The following is a 19,547-nucleotide window of genomic DNA, read 5'->3' on the forward strand; positions in this document are numbered from 1 at the left end:
AAATGGAGGCTACTCCCAAATATTCACTCATATTCAAGGTGATTGAGAAAACACCGCACAATAAATTTCCAATCGTAAATAAATTGGGTATAACTTTTACAAGCTGATTAAACAAGTTTGCAAACGAACTGGTTAACACACATACGAAATAGATATAAAATATCGCAAAAAAAAACAGAATTAATCAAATAGAAAAGACACGTAAATTATTAAAGGCTTAATGGATAGTGGAACCATGCAGAGTAGATTGGGGGCATACTAGCTATTCAAGTTTCTCCTATTCAATAATGAGATAATAAAATTTCACGTACCTTATGTAAAAATAAAGAAGAAATTTAAGCAATAGGGGATTTTAATAAAGAATGACCTTTGAATTATTTAATGTTAATATATAAAAATTATATTGATATAAATATATTTACTAGTTAAAAATGTAGATTAAATTTGATGTGGTTAAAGGTGAAAATTTCGATTTTACTTTACTTGAAACAAAATTGCTGAAAACTTTTAAAGAAGTGGATAATGTAGCAATAGTCGAAAAGGTCGAAGATAAACTTTTTGAAAGAGATGATGTGCGAACCCATTTAGCGGAGATTACTATCAATGTTACAGGAAAGAATATTGGATATAGATCAGTTTCAGCTAGTATATTTTTTGTTCTAGACAGTCTATCAATAAAGCTATTCAATATTAATATTAGTGTACATTAAGTATCCAAAATGGATGTTTTTAATTTGTTAAAAGTTAAAAAGAAATTCCGCATTGAACCAGTGAACATTCTAATTAGACAAGCATATGATGAATTCATGGGACGAATTATCATATGAGATGAAACTTTGGAGCACCATATTTATTTGTTGAAGGGTACCCTTTTTTTGCACTTTTTAATAAGGACAGGCATATATTAGAGAATGGGGTAGCCCCACTTCATATATTTGAGCACCTGGAATCGTCAGGTGCTCTTTATTTTTTGGAAAAATGAATATTTATATTAAATGATTATATAAATAGATAAAATATAGTTATTTGATTCAGATTTAAACCAAGGGGTACAAATTCGCTGTGTCGTGAAAAGGATTTGTTTAAACAATGGAAGGCAGATTTACAAGCTGTTGTAGAAGAGAAGAGGGTGAAGAAAAAAGCTAAGAAAAAGAATATGAAGTATAGCATTCCTGGTAATACAGCTGACTTCATGAATGGAAAAGATACTTTTCGTAAAGAGAATGGATGGGTATTGAAGCAAAGTAATTAATAATTTGAGGATAAATGATTTTGATTAAGTGTATAGGAATTATAGTAGGCGCTGCCTTGATTTTGGCGACGTCTTATTTGTTGTTAAGGAAAGATAACAAAACAAATAAATACAAGGTAAAAGGATATTAACGAAAAAGCCAAATTAGTAGGAAGTAAATTTAAAAAGTCCTGTCTTTTGACAGGACTTTCAAAAAGGGAACAACAGTTAACAATTGAAGGTACCTTTATATTACCATTACTGGTAATATAATTCCATGTGTTATGTGTTGAGAAATAATCTTCTATAAGATGAAAAAAAGTAACCAATGAAGTTAAGTAACGAATTGATGTAAAAATGACATTTGGACCTGTAAGTAATGGATATGAAACATATAGTTATAGTCAAGAAAATGAACAGTTCATAAGCTAGAAATTTTAGCTTGCATATAGTATATGTTGTAAAGAAAGGGTGGGGATGAAGCATGGAACGACCGAACTGGGGCATCGGGGGATAGTATTCGTGGGCTGTACGTTTCTTGGCGCGGGAGTGGGATCTACGTTTGGGGGCGCCAAAACTGGGTGGATGATAGGGATGGGCGCTGGGTTTCTTGGTATGACTTTGACGAGATGGATTGGGAAATAATATAACAGGTTCACTTTCTTCGATAAATAAAGCGATAGGCACATAAGAATGTACTTACATAGGATTTCAAAAAGAGACACCAAAGGGCGTCTCTGCATACTTACATTTCCACTTTAATTATTACAATACCCTTTTAACATACCTTTAGAAAAACGATTTGGATATAAAGCAATAAGCATCCCGTAGGGGCTTCCTTTCCAATAGCGTTGTAAGGGTGTCCGTAATTTTTGTTTTATGAGCCATCGTTGATTAAATACGTTTAATAGCTGTTTTTCATCCAGTTTTTCTTTCTCTTCAATGGTCCATCTTAATGCTTCTAGTGCTTTACATTTGGACCAAAAGCCAACTGGTGTAACTTTAAATTCCCATTCTTTAAAGCGACCTGGATATAATTCGTTTATCATTTTAAATGGACTATTTCCCCACATTAATTGACATGGAGACGCTAATCTGTGAGTCTTTAGCCACTTTATACTGTAAACATCCAGTATTTGTTCGGGCGTTAATTTTTCTTTTTCTTCAATGGTCCATTTCAATGCTTCTAATGCTTTTTCTTTTGTCCAGAAGTTATTGGGCGTCATGAGAAATTCCCATTCTTTAAAACGACTAGGGTACAAATCGTTAATCATTGCAAACGGACTACTATTCCAGTACATAGCCAGAGGGGCACTAAGTTTGTTTTTCTCCAACCATTTTTTGCCGTATACGCGTAAGAGCTTTTCGTTCGATAAACCTTTTTTTTCTTCAATCATCCATCTCAAAATCGTTAATGCCTTTTCTTTCGTCCAAAAATTTAAAGGAGTCATACCAAACTCCCATTCTTTAAACTCACTTGGGTATAAATCATTTATTGCTTTAAAAGGGCTATTTTCGTATCTATGTTTGAGTAATCCTCGTAATTTATACTTTACAAGTAATTGAGTGTTCCATTTTTTTCTGATGTCTTCCTTATCCCATTTTAAGATACTGTGTAATAAATATGTGATTACTCTGCGGGCGAGTTTATTATCCAAATCTTCTTTCCAAGTATTTGGAGGGAATCGTTTCCTTTTGCCATCCAATATTTCTTGATAAATTTCTTCTATCGTAACTGCTTTTATTGCCAATATATAAATCCTCCTATATTTGTATTTATATTTGTACAATATCACTATCAGAATTATTATATATATATTATATAATTTACATAAAATTATCATCGAAAACAACACATAAATTAGTTTTTTCTTAAAAATCTAATTATTACACAAATAAAAATTTATTTAAATTTTCTATTTTTTGGTATATACTTAACAATGAATTATTATATTTATATATTAGGAGTGTATTTGTATGGAGAAGCTTAACAAAAGCGATATCATTCGCACCGTTCCACAAAATGGTTTCTTTGGACATCCAAAAGGGCTATTTACCCTATTCTTTACAGAATTTTGGGAGCGATTTTCTTACTATGGAATGAGAGCAATATTACTTTACTATATGTACTATTCCATTTCTAAAGGTGGCTTAGGGATGGATCACGCCACAGCTGCATCCATTATGGCTATCTATGGTTCGTTAGTTTACATGTCTGGCATTATTGGTGGGTGGATTGCTGACCGCCTATTAGGTTCAAGTAGAACAATATTTTGGGGTGGCGTTTTAATAATGATTGGTCATCTCATCTTAGCTCTACCAGGAACGGTTAGTACATTATTTATCTCAATGGTATTTTTAGTACTTGGAACAGGGTTATTAAAACCGAATGTATCTAGTATTGTTGGTGATTTATATAGTGAAACAGATACTCGTCGTGATTCAGGTTTCAGTATTTTCTATATGGGTATTAATTTAGGAGCACTATTATCTCCGTTTGTGATTGGAACACTCGGTCAAAAGTATAACTTCCACTTAGGTTTTGGTGTGGCAGCAATTGGTATGCTATTTGGATTAATTCTGTATGTTCTTACGAAAAAGAAAAATCTAGGATTAGCAGGAGCGCAAGTACCAAATCCTTTAACAGACAAGGAAAGAAAAAAGGTCCTTATACAGTTTAGCATTGGTATTATCGCAATTGCACTAGTTTGTGTGTTAACAATTCCAACAGGTATTTTAACGATTGATCGATTTACTTTACTTGTAAGTATCTTAGGTATTCTAATTCCAACAGGCTATTTTGTCTTTATGTACCGTAGTCCAAAGACGACAAAAGTTGAAAAATCTCGCTTAATTGCTTACATACCACTATTTATCGCTGCTACAATGTTTTGGGCGATTCAAGAGCAGGGAGCAATCATCTTAGCTAGTTATGCTGATCAACGTACGCAGTTAAACTTTGCAGGATTGGAGGTTCAATCTTCATGGTTCCAATCTTTAAACCCTATTTATATTGTTTTACTAGCACCAGTATTTGCTTGGCTTTGGGTAAAGCTGAATTCACGCCAACCAAGTACAGCAAATAAATTTGCTATCGGTTTATTATTTGCTGGTTTATCATTCTTAGTGATGATTATTCCTGCATATATCCATGGTACTGAATCTCTTGTTAGCCCAATTTGGTTAGTCATTAGTTTCCTTCTAGTCGTAATCGGGGAACTTTGTTTATCACCTGTAGGTTTATCTATTACTACAAAACTAGCTCCAGCAGCGTTCTCTGCTCAAACAATGAGTCTATGGTTCTTAACCAGTGCATCTGCACAAGCTATCAATGCGCAGCTTGTTCGATTATATAATCCTGAAACAGAGATTATTTATTTTGGCGCAATTGGCGGTTTATCAATTGTTTTCAGTGTTATTTTATATTTTATGGCTCCAAAGATTCAGGTACTTATGAAAGGGATCAAATAATAGAGCTGTGCCAAAAACTTATTACCATACAAGTTTTTGTGCACAGTTTTTTTTAGTGCTTTATCTTATGTGAAATAATACTAGTTCCATTTTCAACTTTACTATTTTTAGATTGTTGTAGCGTTATGATAGCTTCCCTTAAACAAAGCAATGAAAAAGCAAAAAATACAGAGCTGGAAGAAGAAAATGACAAACGTTTTGGATATTTTAGTAACGAACAATTATAAGGAGTACCTCAATTTCGTGGAAATCCGTCATGCTATCATGTTTTATTATTAATAAAAAAACACAAATCTTTTGTAAGTGAACCTATTAGTATTAATTTCTAGATTCATATACTTTTATAATAATACATGAACTGAATTTTATTTAATCTTATTTATTTTAAAGGGAATTTCTTTTATTTTCCTGACAGCAGCTGAAAAGAAATTATGTACATTCGCAAACTGGTCCTATTGAGTTTTTCCTTCTTCGTACATTTAAATGGCATTCCTGCCTTGTACTAAAACTCTATCATCCTTTTTATATTTAATCATCTCGCTGTCTACCTTCAGTGTTCCATCCAGTAAACCATATTCAAATGGTAAACCGTTCAAAAAGCATGATCCATTGTATTCATAATTCTTATGCTCTTCTTGATATACATATTCTGCACGATCAGGTACAGAAAATCCCCATCTAATTCAATGATCTCCTTTAAATAAGGAAATATAGAAGTTGAGATTTTTTGGATAAATTATTAGTTCTAGGGGATTTTTTCAAAAAGCATAAGGAGTGGGATTTTCTACAACCGTAATACATGTCTTCATATTGTTAAAACATTTGAAATTTTTCTTAAGGATGAGAAAACTTCATATCTTATTTATATAATTTATGTTACGGTAAAATATGTTAATTAATTACAATAATTCCTAAGGGGAGCATACATAATGAAAGCAAAGAAACTAGTCACATTAGCAGTACCATTTATGTTGTTAATAGGTTGTGGAACTGATAAAACAGAAGCAAAGCCGAAAGAAAAAGTTGAATCTAAAGTAGAGACTAAGGAGAAGTTAACTAAAGAGAAGTATCCAGCTCATATGTCAGAGTTATCATCTGAGTTAATGAAGCAGGTTATAAAGATAACTGAGGTAGCTGTAAACACTTCTAAAGATATTAAGGCAATTCAGAAAGAGTTTCTAAAAGAAGAAGCTGAGTTACAGAAGGTTATTGTTAAATTTGACAAGGTAGAACCACCCAAAGAGTATCAAGATACTCACAAAGACCTTGTAAAAGCAGTAGATTGTTACAGTAAAGCATACAAGCTACAAGCTGAGATAATCAAGTCAGATTCAAAAGATTTAGTTAAGTATGAAGAGAAGTCGAAAGAGTTTAAAGAGTTAATCAGACAAGGTACTGAACTCTGGAAGACTGGTTCTGAGCCAATTCAAGGTGCTATAAAAGATAAAGTTAACCCTTTTCCAAACAAATCTAATAGTTCTACAACTTCTCAGTCTAATGATTCCATACAAATAGCATCAGACGGTAAAGAGTTATTCGGAGAATGGGGTAATTACAGGGAATCTGTATTCCACACAGGATTAAACTTGAGAGAAGATGGTACATACACGATGTACGATGATTCAGGAAAGACTTCTTACGAAGACAATCATATGACAGGAACATGGCACTACAATGGAAGTAAGAAGGAAATTACATTTATACCAAAAGAGTTTGTAAAAGACGGTAAGACGGTAGATGCAAAATACATGGAAGTAGCAGTAGACTACAGAGTTGAAGAATTTAAGAATGGTTATCTAAAGATTGTAGACACGAAAAAAGGTAATACAGTAACAGCAGAGAGACGCAAATAGTCATGATATTAACAGGTTACTCGTTAATAGGTAACCTGTTTTCCGCATCAATAAACTATCATTCAAGGAGTAGGAGAAATGAAGATTAAGAAACTAATAGGTTTTACTGTACCGATCCTATTATTGTTTGGTGCTTGTTCCTTTGATAAAGTAAACATCAAGTCAGAAAGCAAACCACTAGAAGAAAGTAAGGCAGAATCAAAAAGTAAGATAGATAAAGTTAAACCTGTAGATGTAGGTAACTATTCAATAGAAGAATATATTAACACTCTTTCAGACATAGCTTTAGAGATGGAAGACAAGGTAACTGAGATGGATAATTTACTTATAGGTGAAGACCTTCCATTACATAGCAAGTATAAGTATTTAAAATTAGCAGAAGAATCAATAGACTTGTCAGTACAAGCTAGAGAGTTAAAAGTACCAAAAGAGTTCGCAGAGGTGCATAAAGATATTGATAGAGCTATGCAGATGTACAGTACTGGTTTTCAATATCAAATAGACTATGTAAAGAAACCAGACCCTAAAAATTCAAATAAAGCTATAGAGGTTATAACAGAAGCAGGTAACTTATGGGTAGAAACATCTGAGAGACTAGGTAAAGAATATAGTAAAGTAGTATTACAATAAATTGGTTTTCAAGAAAGAATCTAAATAACCGCAAATAAAAGGGATGAGTCATATAATGTGAGTTGATAAGAGGTTTTTGAACAAACATTATTTGAAAACAACATTTAAAAGGAGTAAAAAATGAATACAATCAATAAAATCTTAAGCGATTTTGCTGCAATAAATGCAGACGAATATGTAAGTAATTATTATGGGCTTAGTATTATGTCAGAAAATAAAAAGGATAATATTTTTGAACTTGCCAAAAAGGCGACACACGCTACTAGTAATGACACATTAGAACTCATACAATTGAAAGAATGAAAAAAAGAATTCCTAATTTGCCAATATACCAATGGGGAGTCTTATTGGTTTGGGAAAATACCACACGGATATGATTTAAATGGATCGACTTCGAAGGAATATGTAATAGAGCAGTTATTAAATGTATTCAAACAAGAACCAGAAGAAGTTTATTGGATTAACTTAGATCCAGGAGGTTATTATGCATGCTGTTATGAAGAATATTTGTTTAAGACAAACAAAGGGATTTATTTTTTTAATATGCAAGTACACGATTAAATAATCAGGATTTGAAATATAGTTTTATTAATAAAAAAGATTGATAATAAAATGATCTAATAATAAAGAAAAAATAAATTGTTCTAGAAGACTAGTAGTCGAACCTAAAAAAAGACGCCATAAGGCGCCCCCAACTTGGGTTAATGAGGTTTTAGTTTTCCAATCTAAAGAAATATTGTATCAGCTCACAAAGAGAGTATATCATAACATCCAAGAGAAATAATATGCATTCTTACATATCGAAATAAATCTCGTATTCTTGCACTGATGGACCAGAGATAGCAAGATGTGAAGCCAATAAGAGCTGTGAAAATATCAAGTCTAGGATGTACTTACTTGCAAACAAACACAAAAGATAATAAATACATTACGTGTAGAAATTAGATTATGACTCCTGCTAGCGAGTACATCACATTGGAACGTACGTTTGTTTTCATCTCTCGCAACAAGCATAGTATTATTTTTTTATATAAATGGAAGTGCAGCTGCTAGTTATGCAGTATGATGAGCAAAGGGACGAAATCCTGGATTTGGCAATTACAGCATTGGAATGACGGGGAAGATTGCACGAATTTCGTTTCATAAGCTGTTAATGCGAATAGAAATCGTGTAGTACTTAAAACCTCTCATACTTGGACTGTAGTTGAAAACTTCTACACTTACTGGTCTTCTAGAGTACCAACTTATGAGACTTATAGTCTGAAAGCATTAGAAGGGAATGTTGGGGACGTTATTTAATATCGAAGTGATGTAACCGGCCATAAATGGCATAGTTTAATGGTTACAAAAAATCAACAGGCAGTTTCCAAATTAATCAGCATACTTCCGACCGAGAAAATGATGAAATTGGATATATTTTAGAATCTGAACCTTCTTTCAAAAGAGGTGGCATCTTTTTTGCTCTGTTGAAACAATAAAGAGAATAAAAGATATGTCAGTATCACGTTTATGGAATCATTAGTATCACAAAAGCCATCACGCAATGATAATTGCATGATGGCTTTTGTTGTTTTTTTTATTTCTTTGTCGCATTGACCCATGTAGCGATGTCCTGGATGACATACGCTGGAATATTTGAAGGGACTTCGTATTCACTAGGGTGACTTAATTCACCGTCGCCCTCCGTGAAGAGGTGATTCAATTTCGGATATTCTTTAAACTGAACATTACTGCGACTTGAAAGACCTTCTTGCCATCTCGTAAACTCTTCTTTTACTGTTACTTGATAATCACGTGAGCCTTGTAGAATCAGTAATGGCTCTTTTCGTGATTTCGCTTCCTCAACTGGATGCCAACGGGTCACATCATACATGAAATGTGGAGAAAGATAATTATAACCGGCTGGTGGGTGATCTGGATTAAAAGTAGGATCCTCAATATAAGCGAATTGTTTTTTTAGTTCATCAATATACTCCTTTGGTGCCCCAAGGTACTGATACTGATCAAGGAGCATGTCAGTAAAAGGGCGTGCAGGTGGTGCCATTAATATACTTCCTCTTACAAGTGATGAAGGTGCTTTGCTTAGTATACGTGGCATGGTGCCAGCACCTTGGCTATGTCCGAGAATGAAGATGTTATCTGGGTCAATACCTTCCTGCTGTGCTGCTGATTTTGCTGCATAGATGGCATCATCTGTAGTATCTCGGTCTAACGTAGCAGGTTCTGCAGTCATTTTAAAACCGTGTTCTAAGGAACGTTTCTCGTAACGTAACACTGCGATACCGCTTGATGAAAGACCAGCTGCAAGGTCTCTAAAGATTTTAGCTCCCATAAATGTACTGTCACGATCTTGCGGACCAGAACCGTGAACAAGTACAACAATAGGTACTTGTTCGCCAGGTGTATGTTTTGGAACCGTTAATGTTGCTGGTAACGGGTATGTAGCATTTCCAATTACGATTTCACGTTCTTGGTAGGAATCAGGTCGGTCATAGCTAGGGTTTGGGATGGTATAAGATTTCTCTGGCCCAGTCCTTACGCCAATTTCATCAACTTTGCCACCAGGCGTGAATTTAAGGAGTAATGGAATAGTAGTTCCTTCGATAGCTCCTGGAACTTTAACTGTTTGATGGACCAAGTTTCGTTCTTGTATAACAGGTGTTCCCATACTTGTAATCCTACTTCCTCCACTTTGTGTCCACCAATTTTGTAATATGTTTGCCGTAAATTTGGATTGAAAAGCAGCAGACGTCAATTGTAGTGCCTCTGAATATTTATCTTGCTGGAGATATTCAAAAAATAAAGACGTACGCTCCGTTAAAGAGACTGGTTTCTTTTCTGCAGTTTGTACCTCTTGTGTATCTGCATGAATCTTTGTTGTAAGTGAGAAAAAAGAGGCACCTAAAGAAAAGAGTAAGGCAAAAGAAAGTGCTGATTTTTGTAACTTCTTTTTTTTCATCCTGTTTAACCTCCAAAATATAATGGTATAAAATGAGTTTGGTAATTAGTGGAATGTTTCCCTATTGAGGTTTCGGTACATGTAAGAGGGAATCCTGCATACATATCATAAAAATCCTGTTTGAAAGAGTACAGGCGTTAAGCAATGGATTTAAACATAAATCTTTGCTAAATCATAGAAATCGATAGTTTTCCCAACAATGATTCCAATCCCATTATGATGTAAGGGAAGAAAAAAAAAAGAGAGGGAGAAATACGATGAAAAAAATTTTGTGGTTCATTTCTACATTGTGCATGATTTTAGCGTTGGTAACGGGGGCAGTAGCAAAGATGACAATGGAATTGTGCAGGTAAGATAAGGAAAGGATCCATAACGGGCGCTATTTTCCGAGTTACATAGAAAATACATATTAAACGTGAATTTGAACAAAATGGAAATTTTGATTAAAGGATTCTATATAAATAGGTAGAATCTAATTATTTGGTACACATTTTAAACCAAGGGGTACAAATTGGATGCGACGTGAAAAGGATTTGTTGAAACAATGGAAGGCGGATTTACAAGCTGTTCAAGAAGAGAAGAGCTTGAAGAAGAAAGCTAAGAAAAAAAATAAGAAATATAGCATTCCGGGTAATACAGCTGACTTTATGGATGGCAAGAATACTTATCGTAAAGAAAATGGGGTATGGAAGCAAAGAAATAAATAATATGTGGATAAATAATTATCAAAACAAGCGAATACAAAATTAAGATGCGCTAACGAGAATGGATAGGCCTTGCTAAACAACTTGCGTATATAAGGGAAAGCCTAAAATGGAGCACGTTTTTGAGCTGCCTGTTAATGATGAAGAAAATAGATATAAAGTTAAGTAGGTATGTGAAGTTAATGGTGTAAATCGTAAAGTTCTTTATAAGAAGGAAAAAGAAAAATGGGTTATGTAGAAATTAAAGTAGAAAATCCACCGCTATTTTATATTTAAAAAATGTTTTCTCATATTATATATTCTTTTATGTTAATATCAGATAAAAAAGGATGTATTAATTTTGGGTATATACTTAATAGGTTTAGGGATATTTCTCATTTGCTTGACCTTCATTTATGAAATTAGGGAAGTAGAAAGTGGAAGTTTAAAAGAAAAGGTTGGGTTAACTTTCGAACATCTTGTCGACCTTATTTCCTTAGAATTTAATTTTCCACAACTTTTCATATTATTAGGAGTAGGCTGCATCGTGTATGGTCTTGTTATTATGTAGAAAAAAAGAGACTGAAAAGCATCTAGATAAGATGCTTTTTTGCTTTACAAAAAAAACTGCAGATATGCAGTTTATCCTGATAATTCCTTAATTAAGTAAGTCCCGAAAAAATAATGTAAATACTAGAAATGAGTTCAAAAATTTTTGTTGATTCATGCCGCTCTATAATCTTTGTTTTTAAGCTTCTTTCTAATATCAATAAATCCTATAATCATTATTGTCATGCATATTAACTTGAGCCAACGAACCTCGTGGTGGAACATTAGACCAGAGAAGAATTCATAAGTGTATAATAAACCGATAATTGGGAAGAGCCAAGTCATAAATTTTAAATCTTTTAGATGAAACTTATAATTATTAATCTTTTTCCACATATGTATCAACTCCTATTTTCCAGATATTCTGTAGTTTTTTTTAATAATATCTCGCATGTTTAGGATAAAGAATAGAAGGAAAATTAAGGATATGATGCCGTTAATCCAGTAGTATGTATGTCCTGTTGTGAAACCAGTATAGAAAGAAAGGGAATTCCAAACTAAAAGAATTGTTGAACAAATAGTAGAAATCAATAATGAACCAAAACTTCTCATGGTTGTCACCTCGATTCAAAATGATAGTGGGTATTTATAATTATAACATTTGAATAAAAAGATGTAAAAGGGAAGGATGTAATTAAATAATATAAAGTAATTACTGTGAGGCGGGGAAGATGGATAGGTAGCAAATTCACTGATTTTTTATTTTAAATAGAAAAAGGAATCTTTCAAGATTCCTTTTTCTAATTCCGATATATCTTAATCGCATATAAGTAAAGACATGAAATATTATATAACAATAAAAAAATATGAACAATAGTATTTTAGTTAACAAAAGGAGAAGTTATACAAAATATTTCCTAATAGTGCATAGATTAGTGGGCAATACGTAAAAAATTCTATAAGTCAACATCTTAGGAGAATACAACATTGCATCAGAAGAACCCACATTACTTATGCTTTGTCATAATCCTAAGACATTAGGTAAGTCAGTATTGATTAGAGAAAATGTAATCTTGCGTGTAATTCATTGAATTAGATATTTACTTTGTTAATTAATTGGTTTTATTATTATAATTATAACTGCATTTGGATAATAAAACCAGACTTGTAGTATATTGTATTATATATTAAAATTTATATATTCTTGTTAAACATTTTGAGGTTGGGTGGCGATATCAATGGAAAGAATTAGACGTATGACATATTTTTCAATTTTAGTGTTTGTTTTTACATTGTTTTTACCAAAAAATTTAGCATTCGCAGAAGAAATGGATAAGGTTTGGGATCCAGAGAAAGGGACTATATCTGGTTATATCTGGTTTGATGAAAATGGGGATGGCTGGATTGATCCTGAAGAACAAACAATAGCACCAGAAATGGGGGAAATAAAGTTATATTTAATTAATGAAAATGAAGAAATAGTAGAAGAAAAAATAGTTTCTAGATTACAAGATGGCCAAGCTCATTACTATTTTGAGGCAGAAGAAGGAAAATATAAAGTACGAGCGGAGTTTACTGAAAAGGAACGATATAAGCTTACTAGAGAAGGAAGGGATTCATTTTTCAATTCGACAACAAAAGAAACAAGATATTATCAAATTATAAAGTCAAATAATATAGATAGTATACAGTTAGGGTATGTAAAAGCAAGCTAGTTAAGAAGAGCTAGAAATTGCGCCTCTCATTTCTCGATTTTAAACTAGACATGGGAGGTGCTTATTTTATATAAGATAATATTATAGAACCAACTTATAATATTAGATTAATTTGAACGTATCTTAATATTGAACAATAACATGGTCACTGGCACGAATTTAGCTTTGCCTTTAATTAATAAAGTCACTATTTTATTCGTCTTTGTTTTGAGAACTCAGGAGTTTTAGTATGCTCATTTTTCGACTTAACTTTCTTATAATCTTTATTCCCACGAAATTTATTGCTTTGTACAGTGTACTTCATTTAGAATTATGTGTACTATTTACTGCTAAAACAAAAGATGGTCTTAAATAAACATAAATAGGGTAAAAGAAGAATTGAAAAAATTTTAAACTCACAACTTCGCACGAAATACCAATTTTACGAACAATAAAGAGTATAAATAAAAATCTAATACAGTATTTAGGGATTTCAAGTTCGATAGCATGAATCTCCGTATATTCGTAAGTACCTATATAATTCATGCTTTATATAGAAATCATTAAATACTGAACTATTCATTAAAAATTTTTATAGTAAATTACCTTTTAATATATAGGATTTTTTCTTATGTTGATCTAATTACCCCCTCATAATCATGATTAAATTAGCCAATTCATGCTAGATAACGAATTTTAAACTGTTTTTATATATTGATTTTTCGTATGAATTTACATATAAAAATTGTTTTATTTTACGTACATTTATATGTAGTTTTACACTGATTTATATGGTCTTATGCAAATTTATCACTTAGTTAGCTATAATTTTCATTTGACTAACTACACTATACCATTCAATTTTGAGTATATTTTGTATTTAATAATATAATTATGTAAATAAGTTTGTGTAAAAATTGAATTTAACGCGAACTTGTGTTCGATTTCGTTTTCTGTTATATTATATATGAGGTGATTTTTATGGACTACAGCAAGCAACGTCAAAAATCCGTACATCGTAAAAAATTATACGAAAATCTAAACGAAATGCCCTTTTACATAGAAGAATTTGTGGAGTACAAAGAATTGCATGACGCCTCTCCCTCCACCCTACTGAATTATGTATATGATTTTAGAGTCTTCTTTAATTGGCTATTATCTGAACAAGTTATTGAATTAAAACCCATTAAAGACATATCCTTCGCTGATTTGGAGAATTTAAAGAAAAAAGATGTTGAGAACTTTATGAGATTTCTAAAACTACAACAGAACATGCAGAATTCTTCTGTTAACAGGAAAATTTCAGCCTTAAAATCCTTATTTAAATACCTTACCTCCCTATCAGAGAATGAAGATGGAGAATGTTATTTTTATAGAAATGTAATGGCTAAAATCGAAATACATAAAGATAAAGAAACATTAAATGCTCGTGCAAAACGTATGAGATCTAAAATATTTCATAATAATGATGATCAAGAGTTTTTAAATTACGTTAAGTATGAGCACGAAAAATCTTTAACAAAACATCAGTTGTTCTATTTCCTAAGAGATAAAGATCGCGACGTAGCAATCCTCTCGCTTTTTCTTGGCAGTGGCATTCGTGTAAGTGAATTGGCGGATCTTCGTATGGAAGATATAAACTTAAAAGAAAGACTCATTGATGTAATACGAAAAGGAAACAAAGAAGATTCTGTATGGATTACCCCAATTGCATTAAATGATCTTGAAAAATATATGGAAATTCGAGATAACAAATACGCTCCAGGGAAAGAATTGAAAAATGTGTTTCTATCAAAATATAAACATACTGCACAGCCTCTTTCAGTTAGGGCTATCCAAGATATAGTAGAAAAATATACTAAAGCTTATGGAAAAAGAATGTCTCCTCATAAATTAAGACATACATTGGCAAATAAATTATATATGGAAGAGAAAGACTCATTACAAGTCATGCAGCAACTTGGACATACGAGTCAAGATACAGCTTTGCTATATACACAACTTGGGGAAACAACTATTAAAGATAGTTTAGGCAGAATAGGAAAGAATAAGGAATAAAAGTTCAGCAATTTTGCATTGTTGAACTTTTATTTTTTTACATACTTAAGTTAAAAGCTATTTATTATTCGTTTTAAATTTGATTTTATTATGTAAAAAATACATAATTTGAATCCTTCTATAATTGGTATATAAAGACTCTCTCTTGTGGATTTATAAATGAAAATTTTAGATTACTACAATTGTTGGTTACTTTAAACTCATTTTTAACAAATAATTTTGGATATACTGAAATAAAAATAATTATTTCAAATTATTTTTATTTTTAATGGTAGTGAAGGAAGAGGACTATCGTTAAAAGCATCCCAAAACCAAAAGTCATAATTGCTTAACTCCTTAAACAATTCTCCATGGTTTATCATAATCCGCATTGTAGGTATGTGATATATGCTAATCACTATGGTTTTAAAATTTTCTGTTTTTAAATAGATTAATATTTAAATGTATTGGAATGATGAACGGATGTTGAAAGTGTGCAATATGTGAGAAATTGGAGTAACTGCCGCCCTGGCAACGGAATCTGATTCATAATTGAATCAAGATTTCCTTACCAGAAGAACTTCAACATAAATCTAAGTTTTTAAATATTCTATGGAACTTAGTTCTATCAATGAATTTAAGATAAGAATAAGTTCAGAATAACCTTAGTATGTTGTCGCAACTAATTCTTTAGATCTATCTCATATTATTCTGAATTAATTCTAAGGTTATTCTGTTTACTTTAATACTCATAATAAAACTAAATACTCGTTTATTCTCAATATGTTGTACGTTAGCACTTTTATAAAACATAAACCAGAGGAGATTCCTACTATTTAGTAACAATGTAAAATTGAATTTATCATGGATAAACCATTTAACAAATAGTTTGCAGCACTGAATGATTTACAAAAGAATACCCATCGATACACTACGAATAAAAATAATCAGCTAATCGAGGGAATATAATTATTTTTATTTAATTCGCACTTGTACTTCTTGTTCTTGTATTACTTGAATGATTAACTCCAATACAATATTTTGTATTAACTGATGCTCATTATCATGAAGTGTACTTTGTTCTGATATGTATTGAATACATTGATATATATACCCTTCTACCAATAAGCTCCCTTTTTCAACTGTAAGTGTATTTTGCCCATTCTTTTTTACCTTTGGTATTAAAAATTCGGTTTTTGTCAAAATAATCTCCTGTTCAACCTCTTTTATTCCTATGACTTTTTCTTTAAATACAACCTTTTCTCGTAAACTAATTTCACCTTTATATCTTCCTATTTCTATAGGTAGTTTCGCTGTAATAAAATTATTTACGTCTTCCCCATTTTCACTCTCTAATATTATACTGTGAATAGGAATCCATGAAGATGCCTCTACTTTATTCTCTTCTTTATTCCCTTTATTTTTTTTGTTATATAATTCAAAATGAACTCTCTTCTCATGAAGATTTAAAGAAACTAATTTACAATAACTATCTGAATGATATTGTTGCACTGTATTTAATAACTTACAATCTAATTCACGCCCTTCTACACCTTTTTCATTCCTAAATACAAATGCTTCTTGATTTTTTACATTTATTTTTGGAAATATTTTAAAACTAGTTACTTCTGAAAAAATAGAAAATGGAGTTTTGACCACCAGTGAGCGTATTAAAGACCCTATTTGTGATTCAGACGCTTGACCTTCTTTCTCTAATTTTGATGCTACATCTTCTTCCTTTAATTCAGGTGGTACTTCTTCTTTTCCACCTCTTTTTTCGTGTAAATTATCTTGTATATTCAGGTTTTTATACTTGTAAATTTCATCCCATATTCCCTTACCAATCCATGGGTTTTTCATCACCATCCCCCCGTCTGATGAAATTCAAAAAATTTGTTTTTTTTATGTGACCATTTCATCATTATATATGTTGTATAAAAATAAAAAGAAATTGTCTTTGTTAAAAAGACAATTTCTTTTTATTTTTATAGTGCTACTTGTACTTGTTGTACTTGTAAAACTTTTAAAGTAAGATCTAGTACAATTTTTTCACGAAGCGTATCAAATGGTTCGTTTAGGTCTGTAGAACAAGGTGAAAAATCTAATTCAAAAAATTGAGCGCTTACTAATTCACAATATGGTTGTTCGTTATAAAAAACTGCATTTTCAAAGAAATATTTGTCTAGACGTGGTAAATCACCGTTTTTAGGATTTATAAAATGAGAAGTAGTGTCCGAAGAAGAAGCTACTAAAGCTAATGATAGAAAATCACCTTCTGTCAGATCTGCAAAACCAGAAAATGGAACATTTGCAATACGATCATATAAAACTCCATTACACTCGTTATTTGCATATTCAATATTTTTACGAATATAGCCTTGTACAAATAATTTTGCTCTTGTAACTCGTCGGTAAGGTGTACCTGGTACTGGTACGAATGCTACAGGCACTAACTTACATTGTGTTAAAAATACGTTTTTTAATATGCGTTTAATTTCGACTGCTGGAGGCTCTAATGAAATATCAGACTCTACAACAATTTGAAGCGTTCTTTCAGCTAATACAACCGGAATCTTTACAATGGGTGCTCCTGGAGTAACAATTGGTGTTGCAGTCTCATCACTTAATGGTGTTTGGGTTTGCCCTGCTACCTGACATGGTACATTAATTGGACATTGTTCGCTCATGTTTTATGCTCCTCTTTTTATAAGATTTTAGAGTTTATGAAATTTTCAAACTCATAATACCTGTATATGTCTTTCTTCTATTAATGTTTGGGTTCTATAGTAGTCTCTTTAATCATTATCATTAAGTTGGTATAATCTAATCATTTTTATTGAAAATTCAGAAAATTATTATTTTTAGACAGATACTAGATTATAGTAATTAAAAAGCTGACTAAAATTATTTTCAGTTTTTTAGCTTGCGAAGCTGAAGCTTCAATGTACTTAAAACCTTTCACCGTTTTTATCATTGACCAGGCTTTCTTTAATTCTTGCCAAGATGTTTCGATTACTTGGTTTAATTCATCATTTTTACCACTTTTCTTGGAGCATGAATTCCCATTTTATTAGTATTTGCTGGGTCAATTCACTTTGCTTGCAAGAAAGCAAAAAGTAATTAATTAAAAGAAAATTATTAATATATATCAGATGATTCACTGTTTATTTTTTAAGTACATATACTTATACAGACTATAAAAATAAACACTATAGTTCTTGGTCCAAGAGAACCATACGCCCTAATGGTTCTCTTTTCGATTAGTTGCGATAGGTAAGACTTTGAAGTTATCTCCATCTTTTCCCCCACTTAACACTGTACGTGCGACTTTCATCGCATACTGCGTCCCATCTTATTCTTCTATACTAAAGTAACTAGATTACAAGCTTTACGGAGGTTTTTGGGGGCGAAAAATTCTAATTCCTTCTCTTTATCTTCTTTATCATAACCTACTAATTTATATGTGTAGTTTTTCCCCATCTATTGTCATTCTTATTTTTTGTTTTGGATTTGCTGTTACTACCCAAGCATTCGGTAAATAACGATCTTCATGGGATAAAGTAGAAGATGAATTTATAACCTTTCCTCCTAAATATAACGTAGCCCCCTATACTATGCGTCTGTCTACCGTCAATGACTAGAAACATAATTGTACCATCTTCTTTTTGGGCCATAATACTCCGCGGAACAGAACCCCACCCCCCGTCTCCTTCTGTAATCATTTTTTCTCCATTCACGATTAACTGTGGCATAAATCCAGCTACGGAAACGACTTTTTTATCCAACAGTTGTTGTGTAGAATAATTTCCTGTTATCATTTGTCCAAACTTTGTTAAACCTGTAATAATTGTAGGGGTATTTTTATCTATATTTGTATCAATAGCTTTTCCATTTTCTATTACTATGCCAGTTGCAAAATTTCCTCCACCCCTTCCTGTTTCATCAGCAAATCCACTTGCATTCACAGCAACAAGTGCATGATTACGCTTTGCCATTACGCTAATTTTTTCTCCTCTGTTAGCGCCCTGAGTTCCTTGATGGCTAACAAGTTTAACATTGAAGGGATTGCTAATAGTAACTAATTTTCCTTCAAAAAGAAAGCGACTATCTTTGTTACTTTTAATCGTTTCTACATCCATTTCTAAGGGCTGACTTTTAAATTCTTCTAATCTTTTTCCTGCTATTTTTTTATAAATATGCTCATCACTATTTGACTATTTCGGATGATTAATTCTATTTTGCAATTTATCTAATTCTTTTTGGGATAGGAATGTATATTTCGCATATTGTGGATGCCAAGAAGTTATTATACTCCCAGCCATTGTTATACGAAGCTCTCGGCCATAGCTAGTACCAGATAGTTTTCCTACGCCAATAATCATTAAAATAGAAGCAAAATTCGTTTGAAGATTTTTCTTAGATATTTCATAGTTTTATCCT

At 31.9% G+C, this 19,547-nt stretch carries 15 protein-coding genes and 5 pseudogenes; 10 read left to right on the forward strand and 10 right to left on the reverse strand.

Annotation, left to right across the window (positions count from 1 at the left end; translation table 11 throughout):
• A pseudogene (locus MHB52_RS28130) lies at positions 1–115 on the reverse strand (CDP-diacylglycerol--serine O-phosphatidyltransferase); the annotation flags it as partial.
• A 322-nt stretch (positions 116–437) separates the two neighbouring features.
• Between MHB52_RS28130 and MHB52_RS28135 the strand changes: the two are divergent.
• The 3 genes from MHB52_RS28135 (at position 438) to MHB52_RS28145 (ending at position 1,876) form a co-directional block, all read left to right on the forward strand.
• Entirely contained in the window at positions 438–710 is a 273-nt protein-coding gene (locus tag MHB52_RS28135) for a hypothetical protein (protein WP_227593391.1), read from the forward strand.
• A 350-nt stretch (positions 711–1,060) separates the two neighbouring features.
• Positions 1,061–1,252 (forward strand): hypothetical protein, encoded by a 192-nt coding sequence (locus tag MHB52_RS28140; protein WP_061664234.1) that lies wholly within the window; start codon positions 1,061–1,063, stop codon positions 1,250–1,252.
• Between the two features lie 501 nt (positions 1,253–1,753).
• Positions 1,754–1,876, forward strand: a complete 123-nt coding sequence (locus tag MHB52_RS28145; protein ID WP_277752276.1) for a hypothetical protein — start codon at positions 1,754–1,756, stop codon at positions 1,874–1,876.
• A gap of 113 nt (positions 1,877–1,989) precedes the next feature.
• Here MHB52_RS28145 and MHB52_RS28150 read toward each other — a convergent pair whose 3' ends face one another.
• The gene (locus MHB52_RS28150; RefSeq protein WP_391486229.1) at positions 1,990–3,075 is read right to left on the reverse strand and encodes a DUF4046 domain-containing protein; all 1,086 of its coding nucleotides are present in this window, start codon (positions 3,073–3,075) and stop codon (positions 1,990–1,992) included.
• Between the two features lie 133 nt (positions 3,076–3,208).
• Between MHB52_RS28150 and MHB52_RS28155 the strand changes: the two genes are divergently transcribed.
• The 4 genes and pseudogenes from MHB52_RS28155 to MHB52_RS28170 all read left to right on the forward strand — a co-directional run bounded on the left by MHB52_RS28155 (position 3,209) and on the right by MHB52_RS28170 (position 7,746).
• Entirely contained in the window at positions 3,209–4,702 is a 1,494-nt protein-coding gene (locus MHB52_RS28155) for a peptide MFS transporter (RefSeq protein WP_000413413.1), read from the forward strand.
• A 929-nt stretch (positions 4,703–5,631) separates the two neighbouring features.
• Positions 5,632–6,555: a DUF3994 domain-containing protein gene (locus MHB52_RS28160; RefSeq protein WP_000644866.1), complete on the forward strand. Its 924-nt coding sequence runs from the start codon at positions 5,632–5,634 to the stop codon at positions 6,553–6,555.
• Between the two features lie 78 nt (positions 6,556–6,633).
• Positions 6,634–7,185: a hypothetical protein gene (locus MHB52_RS28165; protein ID WP_016078415.1), complete on the forward strand. Its 552-nt coding sequence runs from the start codon at positions 6,634–6,636 to the stop codon at positions 7,183–7,185.
• 120 nt (positions 7,186–7,305) lie between these two features.
• Positions 7,306–7,746: pseudogene (locus MHB52_RS28170) on the forward strand (hypothetical protein).
• Between the two features lie 1,015 nt (positions 7,747–8,761).
• On the opposite strand, the gene MHB52_RS28175 reads toward MHB52_RS28170, so the two are convergent.
• Positions 8,762–10,144, reverse strand: a complete 1,383-nt coding sequence (locus tag MHB52_RS28175; protein WP_061664236.1) for an alpha/beta hydrolase family protein — start codon at positions 10,142–10,144, stop codon at positions 8,762–8,764.
• 515 nt (positions 10,145–10,659) lie between these two features.
• On the opposite strand from MHB52_RS28175, the gene MHB52_RS28180 reads away from it, so the two are divergent.
• Positions 10,660–10,851, forward strand: a complete 192-nt coding sequence (locus tag MHB52_RS28180) for a hypothetical protein (protein ID WP_061664237.1) — start codon at positions 10,660–10,662, stop codon at positions 10,849–10,851.
• 699 nt (positions 10,852–11,550) lie between these two features.
• Here MHB52_RS28180 and MHB52_RS28185 read toward each other — a convergent pair.
• Together MHB52_RS28185 and MHB52_RS28190 are read right to left on the reverse strand one after the other, a co-directional pair.
• Positions 11,551–11,772, reverse strand: a complete 222-nt coding sequence (locus MHB52_RS28185; RefSeq protein WP_000265595.1) for a hypothetical protein — start codon at positions 11,770–11,772, stop codon at positions 11,551–11,553.
• Positions 11,773–11,784: 12 nt separating this feature from the next.
• Positions 11,785–11,988, reverse strand: a complete 204-nt coding sequence (locus MHB52_RS28190; RefSeq protein WP_076775613.1) for a hypothetical protein — start codon at positions 11,986–11,988, stop codon at positions 11,785–11,787.
• Between the two features lie 626 nt (positions 11,989–12,614).
• Between MHB52_RS28190 and MHB52_RS28195 the strand changes: the two genes are divergently transcribed.
• Both MHB52_RS28195 and xerS read left to right on the forward strand, forming a co-directional pair.
• On the forward strand, positions 12,615–13,091 hold the full coding sequence (locus tag MHB52_RS28195; RefSeq protein ID WP_061664238.1) for an SdrD B-like domain-containing protein: 477 nt from the start codon (positions 12,615–12,617) through the stop codon (positions 13,089–13,091).
• Positions 13,092–14,051: 960 nt separating this feature from the next.
• Positions 14,052–15,128 (forward strand): tyrosine recombinase XerS, encoded by a 1,077-nt coding sequence (gene xerS, locus MHB52_RS28200; RefSeq protein WP_000386619.1) that lies wholly within the window; start codon positions 14,052–14,054, stop codon positions 15,126–15,128.
• A 954-nt stretch (positions 15,129–16,082) separates the two neighbouring features.
• On the opposite strand, the gene MHB52_RS28205 is transcribed toward xerS, so the two are convergent.
• The 5 genes and pseudogenes from MHB52_RS28205 to MHB52_RS28220 all read right to left on the reverse strand — a co-directional run bounded on the left by MHB52_RS28205 (position 16,083) and on the right by MHB52_RS28220 (position 19,536).
• Positions 16,083–16,967, reverse strand: coding sequence for a BC_2427 family protein (locus tag MHB52_RS28205; RefSeq protein WP_061664239.1), 885 nt, complete (start codon positions 16,965–16,967; stop codon positions 16,083–16,085).
• 125 nt (positions 16,968–17,092) lie between these two features.
• Positions 17,093–17,794: a CsxC family protein gene (locus tag MHB52_RS28210; protein ID WP_001294983.1), complete on the reverse strand. Its 702-nt coding sequence runs from the start codon at positions 17,792–17,794 to the stop codon at positions 17,093–17,095.
• Positions 17,795–17,997: 203 nt separating this feature from the next.
• Positions 17,998–18,138 (reverse strand): annotated as a pseudogene (locus tag MHB52_RS28215) (phage head closure protein); the annotation flags it as partial.
• Between the two features lie 356 nt (positions 18,139–18,494).
• Positions 18,495–18,581 (reverse strand): annotated as a pseudogene (locus tag MHB52_RS36875) (YxeA family protein); the annotation flags it as partial.
• A pseudogene (locus tag MHB52_RS28220) lies at positions 18,565–19,536 on the reverse strand (phosphodiester glycosidase family protein). The pseudogenes MHB52_RS36875 and MHB52_RS28220, both read right to left, overlap by 17 nt.
• Between the last annotated feature and the right edge of the window lie 11 nt (positions 19,537–19,547).

The sequence above is a fragment of the Bacillus sp. FSL K6-0073 genome, assembly GCF_038006085.1.
In the GTDB taxonomy this organism is placed as follows: domain Bacteria; phylum Bacillota; class Bacilli; order Bacillales; family Bacillaceae_G; genus Bacillus_A; species Bacillus_A cereus.